General features: G+C 70.1%; 8 protein-coding genes. 4 read left to right on the plus strand and 4 right to left on the minus strand.

The genetic code is table 11. The annotated features are described in order from the left end of the window. The coding region (locus ACFQ4O_RS12135) for a precorrin-2 dehydrogenase/sirohydrochlorin ferrochelatase family protein (RefSeq protein ID WP_378775955.1) at positions 1–475 on the minus strand (475 nt) is incomplete at its 3' end. 345 nt (positions 476–820) lie between these two features. Here ACFQ4O_RS12135 and ACFQ4O_RS12140 point away from each other — a divergent pair. From ACFQ4O_RS12140 to ACFQ4O_RS12150, 3 genes are all read left to right on the plus strand, one after another. After that, positions 821–1,867, plus strand: coding sequence for a LacI family DNA-binding transcriptional regulator (locus ACFQ4O_RS12140; protein WP_378775956.1), 1,047 nt, complete (start codon positions 821–823; stop codon positions 1,865–1,867). Between the two features lie 145 nt (positions 1,868–2,012). Beyond that, positions 2,013–3,218 carry an efflux RND transporter periplasmic adaptor subunit gene (locus ACFQ4O_RS12145; RefSeq protein WP_378775957.1) on the plus strand — a complete coding sequence of 402 codons (1,206 nt, stop codon included), beginning with the start codon at positions 2,013–2,015 and terminating at the stop codon, positions 3,216–3,218. A gap of 12 nt (positions 3,219–3,230) precedes the next feature. Beyond that, positions 3,231–6,446 carry an efflux RND transporter permease subunit gene (locus ACFQ4O_RS12150; RefSeq protein ID WP_378775958.1) on the plus strand — a complete coding sequence of 1,072 codons (3,216 nt, stop codon included), beginning with the start codon at positions 3,231–3,233 and terminating at the stop codon, positions 6,444–6,446. A 243-nt stretch (positions 6,447–6,689) separates the two neighbouring features. On the opposite strand, the gene ACFQ4O_RS12155 is transcribed toward ACFQ4O_RS12150, so the two are convergent. The 3 genes from ACFQ4O_RS12155 to ACFQ4O_RS12165 all read right to left on the minus strand — a co-directional run bounded on the left by ACFQ4O_RS12155 (position 6,690) and on the right by ACFQ4O_RS12165 (position 8,671). Further along, positions 6,690–7,247 (minus strand): HNH endonuclease, encoded by a 558-nt coding sequence (locus ACFQ4O_RS12155; protein WP_378775959.1) that lies wholly within the window; start codon positions 7,245–7,247, stop codon positions 6,690–6,692. 87 nt (positions 7,248–7,334) lie between these two features. Next, positions 7,335–7,994 (minus strand): alpha/beta hydrolase, encoded by a 660-nt coding sequence (locus ACFQ4O_RS12160; protein WP_378775960.1) that lies wholly within the window; start codon positions 7,992–7,994, stop codon positions 7,335–7,337. Further along, positions 7,991–8,671: a DNA-3-methyladenine glycosylase family protein gene (locus tag ACFQ4O_RS12165; RefSeq protein WP_378775961.1), complete on the minus strand. Its 681-nt coding sequence runs from the start codon at positions 8,669–8,671 to the stop codon at positions 7,991–7,993. Before ACFQ4O_RS12165 ends, ACFQ4O_RS12160 begins: the two co-directional genes overlap by 4 nt. Positions 8,672–8,715: 44 nt before the next feature. Here ACFQ4O_RS12165 and ACFQ4O_RS12170 point away from each other — a divergent pair. Then, positions 8,716–9,118 (plus strand): glutamate--tRNA ligase family protein (locus ACFQ4O_RS12170; RefSeq protein ID WP_378775962.1); only part of this gene is annotated, 403 nt, incomplete at its 3' end.

Consider the following 9,118-nt stretch of genomic DNA (forward strand, 5'->3'; position numbering starts at 1 on the left):
CGGCGAGCGCCCCGACCTCCGGCGCGAGCAGCGCCTCGATGCGGGCGCGCACGTGGCGGGCGAGCACGGGGGCCGCGCCTTCGGTGCCGATGGCGACCGCGAGCGGGGCGCGGTTGACGATGGCGGGCGTGGTGAAATCGCAGAGGTCCGGGCGGTCCACCACGTTGACGGGGATGCGCGCGGCCCGGGCCGCGTCGGCGATCGCCCGGTCCTGCGCCTCGTCCTCGGTCGCGGCGAACACGAGCGTCGCGCCCGCGAGATGGTCTGCGGAGAAAGCCTCGCGCCTCAGCGTGGCGCCGGTCCGGGCGACGTCGGCGATCAGTTCTTCTTCCGGATGCTCCGCCACCACCACGATCCGGGCGTCGGTCTCGGCCAGCAGACGCGTCTTGGCGGCCGCCGCCGCGCCGGAGCCGACGACGAGCACGTCGCGTCCGGAGACGCGGAAAAAGGCGGGGAACGATGTGAGGCGCGGCATGTGGGGTCCCTTGGACGCGCCGGGACAATGGGATTGTACAGCCGAAAATGCAAGAGTTACTATTTATACACTAAAAATACGTGTTTAATTTGACTGTCATTCCATGGGGGATGTCAAGCCCGGGAATCTCCGTAATTTTGATCGTGGATTAACCAGTTAGAATGGCTCTACCCTAGGTGGCAAGCGTTATGGCCGGAGCTCGCGGCGTGCGTTTCCGTGAGTGTGTCTGCCGGCGGGCGCGAAACGAAGGCGTCCAGCTCATGACGGATGTGTCCAAAAACATGTGTGCGCGGCGCCTTTTTCAGGCGCGCGGCGTCTTGCGCCCGACGACCTGGGTCTGAACCCATGGCCCGGCTGGATCCTCCCGCGCCCAAATTCAAGGTCGCCCCCACCATGGCGGACGTGGCGAGGGTCGCCGGCGTGTCGGCCATGACCGTGTCGCGCGCCCTGCGCGAGGACGGCTCGGTGTCCAAGGCGACCCGCGCCCGGGTGCTCGAGGTGATCGACGATCTGGGCTACGTGCCCGACCAGGCGGCCGGCGCGCTGTCCTCCGGGCGTTCGGGTCTCGTCGGCATGATCGCGCCGTCTTTCACCAGCGCCATGCACGGACAGGTGGCGCGCGGCCTGAACGCCACGCTGACGAAGGCGGGGCTGCAGCTCTTCATTGGCTTCGCCGACTTCCAGGAGGAGCGCGAGGAGCAGGCGCTCGAGGCGCTGCTGCGCCGCAGGCCCGAGGCCGTGGTGCTGAGCGGCGGCCGCCACACGGCGAAGGTGACGCGGATGCTGGCGAACGCCGCCGTTCCCGTGGTCGAGTTCTTCTGCTCCCCCGAAGCGCCGATGCAGCACGTGGTCGCGGTCGATCTGCGCGGGGCGGGCCGTCTCGCCGCGGAGCGCCTCGCGGCCCGCGGGCGCCGGTCTCTGGTGGTGCTCGGCGAGAGCGACGGCTTCGACGTCGCCACGCAGGAGCGCGCCCGGGGCGCGTGCGACGAGGCGGCGCGACGTGGTTTGCCCGAGCCGACCATGATCTGCGGCGCGGGCGCCGTGACGCCGATCGACTTCGGCGCCCATGTGGTGGCCGAAATGCTGACGCGGCGGCCCGACGTGGATGGGGTGATCTGCTTCAACGACGGCGTGGCCATCGGCGTCATCGCGGGGCTGCGCCGTCTCGGCCGCCGGGTTCCGGACGACGTGGCGGTGATCGGCTTCGGCGATCACGAGGTGGGCCGGCATCTCGATCCGGCGCTGACGACCATTGGCTTCAACGCGCCGGCGCTCGGCGTGGAGGTCGGCAAGGTGCTGCTGTCGGCCTTCGAGGCCGTGCGCGGCAGCGAGGAGGCGAAGCCCTACCGGCTGTCCCTCGGCGTCGAGCTGGTGGGGCGCGACAGCGCTTGAGCCCGTGGCGCGGGCGCCACGGCGCCCATGATGACGGCGCGTGGCGGTTGCCGAATGTGGCGCCGCACCTTAAACAGGCGTGGGGACGTCCGACTTTCCAGGCGCATGCGCGGCCGCGCGCATGCCTTTTCGCGCAGGTGACCCCATGCCCCGCATTGCCGCGCCCGCTCGCCGGGCCGTCGCCTCGAAGGCTTTTCTGGTCGCCGGGGCGTTCGCCGTCGCGGCGTCGCTTCAGGCCGCTCCGGTCCGCGCGCAGGGCGCGCCCGGACCGCTGCCGGTCTCCGTCGCCAATCCGATCAAGCGCTCCGTCACCGACACCGCCGAGTTCACCGGCCGGTTCGAGGCGTCCGAGCTGGTCGAGGTCCGCGCCCAGGTCAGCGGCCAGCTGACCCAGGTGGCCTTCAAGGACGGCTCGCTCGTCAAGAAGGGCGACCTGCTGTTCAAGATCGACCCGCGGCCCTACGAGGCGGCGGTGACCCAGGCGGAATCGGCCGTGATCACGGCCAAGACCCGCGTCGACCTCACCAAGTCCGACGTGGACCGCGCCAAGGACCTGCTGCGCACCGGCAACATCACCGACCAGCTCGCCCAGCAGCGCAACCAGGCCTTCGGCGAGGCGCAGGCCAGCCTGAAGTCCGCCGAGGCGCAGGTGCAGACCGCCAGGCTCAACCTCGAATGGACCGACGTGCGCGCGCCGATCGACGGCCGCATCGGCCGCAAGCTGGTGACCGAGGGCAACCTCATCGCCGCGGGCGCAAGCTCGTCGCCGCTGACCACCATCGTCAACGTCCAGCCGATCTACTTCTATTTCGACATCGACGAGCAGAGCTACCTCCGCTACCTGCGCAACGTCCGCGACGGCAAGATCAAGGAGGACAACGGCGGCGCAGCCGTCGAGATCGCTCTGCCGGACTCGCCCGAGTTCAGCATCAAGGGCCGCATCGACTTCGCCGACAACCAGCTCGACCAGCAGACCGGCACGCTGCGTCTGCGCGCCTCGGTGCCGAACGAGAACAACTTCCTCACCTCCGGCGTCTTCGGTCGCATCCGGGTTCAGGCGAGCCCGGAATATGAGGCGGTGATGCTGCCGGAGGAGGCGATCCTCTCCGACCAGACCCGCAAGGTGGTGATGACGGTCGGCCCCGAGAACAAGGTGGTGCCGAAGGTGGTCGAGCTCGGCCAGCAGCACGGGCCGCTCCGCGTCATCCGCAGCGGCGTGACGCTCGAGGACCGGGTGATCGTCAACGGCCTGATGCGCGCCCGTCCGGGATCCCAGGTGAAGCCGGAGCCGGTGGACTTCACCAAGCCCAAGGACAAGCAGCCGGGCGCCGCCGCCCAGCAGCCCAAGTAAGGGGCCGCCGGAATGGGCATCGGGCATTTTTTCGTCGACCGGCCGATCTTCGCGTCGGTCGTCTCGATCCTCCTCATGATCGTGGGCGGCGTCGCGCTCATCAACCTGCCGATCGCGCAGTACCCTGAGATCGCGCCGCCCACCATTTCGGTGACGGCGCAGTATCCGGGCGCGAACGCCGAGACGATCGCCGAAACGGTCGCCGCTCCGCTGGAGCAGCAGATCAACGGCGTCGAGGGCATGATCTACATGAACTCGCTCGCGACGGGCGACGGCCAGCTCCAGCTGACCGTCACCTTCCAGCCGGGCACCGATCAGGACATCGCGCAGGTGCAGGTGCAGAACCGGGTGGCTCAGGCCGACCCGCGCCTGCCGGAATCCGTGCGCCGCAACGGCGTTCAGGTGAACAAGCGGTCGTCGGACTTCCTGATGGTCGTGAACCTGATCTCGCCGGACAAGTCGCTCGACACCGTCTACATGTCGAACTACGCCTCGGTGAACGTCGTGGACGCGCTGAAGCGCATCGACGGCGTGGGCGACATCCGCATCTTCGGCGAGCGCGAGCTGTCCTTGCGCGTCTGGCTCGATCCCAACCGGCTCGCGGCCTACGGCCTCGCCTCCGGCGACGTGGTGTCGGCGATCTCCCAGCAGAACGTGCAGGTCTCGGGCGGCTCGCTCGGCGCGCCGCCGGCGCCCCAGGGCACGGTCAACCAGATCACGGTCACGACCCAGGGCCGCTTCCAGGATCCGGAGCAGTTCAAGCAGATCATCGTCCGCGCCACCGCGGACGGCCGCCTGCTGCGCGTGGGCGACGTGGCGCGGGTGGAGCTCGCGGCCCGCAACTACTCGTCGAACTCCTATCTCGGCGCCGATCCGACTGTCGGCATGGGCATCTTCCAGCGCCCCGGCACCAACGCCACCGACGCCGCGGCGCAGGTGCAGGCGGCCATGGAGACGCTGAAGGCCGCCTTCCCGCAGGGGCTCGAATACCGCATCGAGTACAACCCCACCGTGTTCATCGAGGAGTCGATCACGGCGGTGGAGCACACCATCTACGAGGCGGTCGCGCTCGTGGTGCTGGTGGTGTTCATCTTCCTGCAGTCCTGGCGCGCGGCCATCATTCCGGTGGCGGCGATCCCGGTCTCGCTCATCGCCACCTTCGCGGTCATGGCGGCCTTCGGCTTCTCGCTGAACATGCTGACGCTGTTCGGCCTGATCCTCGCCATCGGCATCGTGGTCGACGACGCCATCGTCGTGGTGGAGAACGTGGAGCGCAACATCGCGCTCGGCAAAAGCCCGAAAGAGGCGGCGCACATCACGATGGACGAGGTCGGCACCGCCGTCATCGCCATCGCGCTGGTGCTGTGCGCCGTGTTCGTGCCGACGGCCTTCATCCCCGGCATTTCGGGCATCTTCTACCAGCAGTTCGCATTGACCATCGCGGCTTCCACCGTGCTGTCGGCTCTGGTGTCGCTGACGCTGTCGCCGGCGCTCTGCGCCATCCTGCTGAAGCCGCACGCCCATGGTGGCGGCCGGCGCGGCCTCGGCCAGCGCGCGGCCGACCTGTTCAACCGCAACTTCGACCGCGGCGCCCACGGCTACAGCCGCTCGGTCGGCTGGATGGTGCGGCACAAGTCGCTGTTCCTGCTGATCTACGCGGGGCTGATCGGCGGCGCGGTCTACATGTTCTCGGTGGTGCCGCGGGGCTTCATCCCGCAGGCGGATCAGGGCTACGCCATCCTGATCGCCCAGCTGCCCGAGGGCGCGAACCTGCAGCGCACCGACGAGGTGGCCCGCCGGGCCGCGGACATCGTGCGCGATGTGCCGGGCGTGAAGAACGCGGTGACCATCGCGGGCTTCTCGGGCGCCACCTTCTCCGCCGCCTCCAACGCCGCCACCAGCTTCATCATCTTCGAGCCGTTCTCGGAGCGCACCCAGCACGGGGCGAGTCAGACGGCGCCGGCGATCCTGGCGGAGGCCCAGAAGCGGCTGTTCGCCATCGAGGAGGCCTTCGTGCTCGCTATCCTGCCGCCGACGGTGCGCGGCATCGGCCAGGGCGGCGGCTTCAAGATGTACGTGCAGGACCGCTCCAACCTCGGCTTCCCCGCGCTCGAAGGCGCGGTGACGGAGCTGATCGGCAAGGCCAACGCCTCCGGTCAGGTCACCCGTGTGTTCACCACCTTCAACACCCGGGCGCCGCAGGTCTATCTGGACATCGACCGCGTCAAGGCGCAGCAGCTCAACGTGCCGGTGCAGAACATCTTCGACGCGCTGCAGACGCTGCTCGGCACGGCCTATGTGAACGACTTCACGGCGCTCGGCCGCACCTTCCAGGTGAACGCCCAGGCCGACGCGCAATTCCGCGTCAAGCTGTCGGACGTCTACCAGTTCAAGGTGCGCTCCACCAACGGCGCGCTGGTGCCGCTCGGCACGCTCATCACCGAGCGCAACCAGACCGGCCCCTACACCGTGGAGCGGCAGAACATCTACAACGCGATCGCGCTGCAGGGCGACGCCGCGCCCGGCGTCTCCACCGGCCAGGCGATCGGGCTGATGGAGAAGCTCGCGGCCGAGACCCTGCCGCCCGGCGTGCAGTTTGAGTGGGTGGACCTCGCCTATCAGGAGAAGCTCGCCGGCAACACCGCGATCTTCGTGTTCGCGCTGGCGATCCTGTTCGTGTTCCTGTTCCTGTCCGCCCAGTATGAAAGCTGGGCCCTGCCGCTGGCGATCATCCTGATCACGCCGCTGTCGCTTCTGGCGGCGCTGCTCGGCGTCATGGTCAAGGGGTCGGACAACAACATCCTGACCCAGATCGGCTTCATCGTGCTGATCGGCCTCGCGGCCAAGAACGCCATCCTGATCGTGGAGTTCGCCCGCCAGCGCGAGGACGACGGCGAGGGCGTGATCCAGGCCGCCATCGACGCCTGTAAGGACCGGCTGCGGCCGATCATCATGACCTCGCTCGCCTTCTCGCTCGGCGTGGTGCCGCTGGCCTTCGCCACCGGCGCGGCCTCCGAGCTGCGGCAGGCGATCGGCGTGGCGGTGCTCGCCGGCATGGTGGGCGTCACCATCCTCGGCCTGTTCCTGACGCCGGTGTTCTACGTGACGATCCGCCTGCTGGTGAACCGCTTCCGGGGCGACGGCAAGCCGCCTAAGACGGACGGCACGCCGAAACATGGCGACGCGCCGGCCCCCGGCGCTCCGACGCCGCCGGCCCATCCGGCCTGAGGCCTGAGCCTTCGACCACGCGATCCGAACGCCGCCTCCGGGCGGCGTTCTTCGTTTCAGGGGCGGTCGGGATCGGCAGGACGTCCCTCACGCGTCGGCGTTCGCCGGTGACGCGTGAGGGTTCCGACGGCGTGTCGGACGGGAATGGGGCTGTGACTGCGATGGAGCGGGCGCCTGAGCGCGGGACGCGGCCGGATTGACGACGTCACGCGGCGCGCGCCGCCGTCGCGGGCGGAGCGGCGCTTACGGCTCCAGCTCGGTGTCCCAGTAGAGATAGTCGAGCCAGCTGTCGTGCAGGTAGTTCGGCGGGAACGCCCGGCCGTTGCGGTGCAGGTCCTGGATCGAGGGCTGGAACGGCGGCTGCGCCGGCCACATGCCGCAATCCGCCGGCATCTGGCCGCCCTTCTTCAGATTGCAGGGCGAGCAGGCGGCGACGATGTTGTCCCAGGTGGTCTGGCCGCCGCGGGAGCGGGGCACCACGTGATCGAAGGTCAGGTCCTCCCGCGCGCCGCAGTACTGGCACGAGAACCGGTCGCGCAGGAACACGTTGAAGCGGGTGAAGGCGGGGTTGCGGGCCGGCTTGACGTAGGTCTTGAGGCAGACGACCGACGGCAGCGTCATCTCGAAGCTCGGGCTCTTCACCCGGCGGTCGTAATGGGAGAGCACGTTCACCCGGTCGAGGAAGATCGCCTTGATGGCGTCCTGCCAGGACCACAACGACAACGGGTAATAGCTCAGCGGACGGTAATCCGCATTCAACACCAAAGCCGGACACGCATCTGGTGAGACGACCAGCGTCACCGAGCACTCCCTGCATCAGCGTCGGCCGCCAGCCGACGCCGGGGGATACTCTACATAGCTTGTGTCAGCCTTGTGAAGACTGGCGCATTAAGTTTTCTTAACGCGCAGCGCCGAGCCGAGGAACGCCGCGCCCTGGCGCAGCCCTTGGCCGTCGATGCCGTGGCCGAGCCCCGGCGAGAGGTGCCATTGCACCGGAATCTCCGCGGCGCCCAGCCCGTCGATCGCCGCGAACAGCTCGTCCACGGGCAGGATCTCGTCCCGGTCGCCGTGGATCAGCAGGATCGGCGGCTTGACGGTTGCCTCGGTCTTCAGCGCCTCGGGCGACACCAGCATGCCCGAATAGCCGAGGATGGCGGCCGGCGCGACCGTCCGGCGCAGGCCCACATGCAGCGCCATCATCGTGCCCTGGCTGAAGCCCACCAGCGCCAGACGGTCCGGCCCGAGCCCGTGCCGGGCGAGCTCCGCGTCGAGGAAGGCGTCGAGGCCGGGACGGGCGGCGAGCACGCCGCGGCGGCGTTCGTCCGGATCGCGGAAGGTGAGCGGGAACCACTGCCGCCCCATGGGCGCGCCGGGCAGCCGGTCCGGGGCGTTGGGGGCCACGAAGGCCGCGTCCGGCAGGGCGGCGCGCCATTCGCGGCCGATGGCGATCAGGTCGTTTCCGTCGGCGCCGTAGCCGTGCAGGAACACGACGAGCGAGCGGGCGACGCCCGAGGCGGGCGCGAGGCGGGGGCCGTCGATGGCGGTCATGCGGTCTCCTGCGGACGGGCGGGACGGTTCGGGGCGGGGGCCGCGTCGCGGCCGCCGCGCTGGGTGAGGTAATAGGCCCAGAGCAGCTGCGCCGCCACTCCGCGCAAGGGGCGCCAGCCGTCCGCCATGCGTTCGGCCGCGCGGGCGTCGGGCCGCGTCTCCAGCGCGAAGATGCGCTTCAGCGCCTCCTGCACCGCGATGTCGCCGGCGGGAAAAGCGTCGGCGCGGCCATGGGCGAACAGCAGGAACACGTCCGCCGTCCAGGGGCCGACGCCGGAAATGGCGATCAGGCGGGCGCGCGCCTCCGCCTCGTCCAGCGTCGCGAGGCCCGGAATGTCGAGCCCGTCCGCGACGGCGGAGGCGAGCGCCCGCAGCGTCCGGAGCTTCGGACGGGAGACGCCGGCGGCGCGGATCGCCTCGTCGGAGGCGGCGGAGAGCGTCGCGGCGTCGATCCCGCCGAGCGCCGTCTCCAGCCGGCCGTGGATGGCGCGGGCGGCGGCGGTGGAGATCAGCTGCGAGTTCACCACCCAGACGAGGCCCGCCAGATCGGGCGCGATCTTGCGCAGCGGCGGCGGCTCCGAGGCGGCCCGGACCGCCGCCAGCCGGGGATCGAGCGCCGTCAGCCGGTCGAGGGCGGCGGCGAGGTCGGCCTCGGTGAGGATGCGGTCGGAACCCATGGCGCTTGACGCTTAGACCGCGCGGACGGATTGAGGAAGCCGCAATGACCCCGACCTTCCGCTTCGCGCCGTCGCCCACCGGCTACCTCCACCTCGGCCACGCGCTGTCGGCGTTCAGCGTCTGGCGCGCGGCGGAGGCGGCGGGCGGCCGGGTGCTGCTGCGGATCGAGGACATCGATCCGATCCGCTCGAAGCCCGCCTACGCCGCCGCGATCGAGGAGGATCTCGTCTGGCTCGGCCTCGCCTGGGACGGGCCGGTCACGCGCCAGTCGGAGCGGATGGAGCTTTACGCCGAGGCGCTGTCGCGGCTTGCGGCGCGGGACCTCGTCTACGACTGCCGGCTGTCCCGGGCGGACATCGCCGCCGCGCTCAGAGACGGCGCCCTGCGCGATCCGGACGGCGCGCCCCGCCTGCCGGTCGCGGGCGCGGAGCCGGGCGATCCCGCCG

The sequence above is a fragment of the Methylopila musalis genome (genome assembly GCF_042679725.1).
In the GTDB taxonomy this organism is placed as follows: Bacteria; Pseudomonadota; Alphaproteobacteria; order Rhizobiales; family Methylopilaceae; genus Methylopila; species Methylopila musalis.

Bases quoted from the DNA above. Each gene is read 5' to 3' on its own strand.
- ACFQ4O_RS12150 (WP_378775958.1), top strand. From the start codon at position 3,231: ATGGGCATCGGGCATTTTTTCGTCGACCGGCCGATCTTCGCGTCGGTC.
- ACFQ4O_RS12140 (WP_378775956.1), top strand. From the start codon at position 821: ATGGCCCGGCTGGATCCTCCCGCGCCCAAATTCAAGGTCGCCCCCACC.
- ACFQ4O_RS12165 (WP_378775961.1), bottom strand. From the start codon at position 8,671: ATGGGTTCCGACCGCATCCTCACCGAGGCCGACCTCGCCGCCGCCCTC.
- ACFQ4O_RS12145 (WP_378775957.1), top strand. From the start codon at position 2,013: ATGCCCCGCATTGCCGCGCCCGCTCGCCGGGCCGTCGCCTCGAAGGCT.
- ACFQ4O_RS12160 (WP_378775960.1), bottom strand. From the start codon at position 7,994: ATGACCGCCATCGACGGCCCCCGCCTCGCGCCCGCCTCGGGCGTCGCC.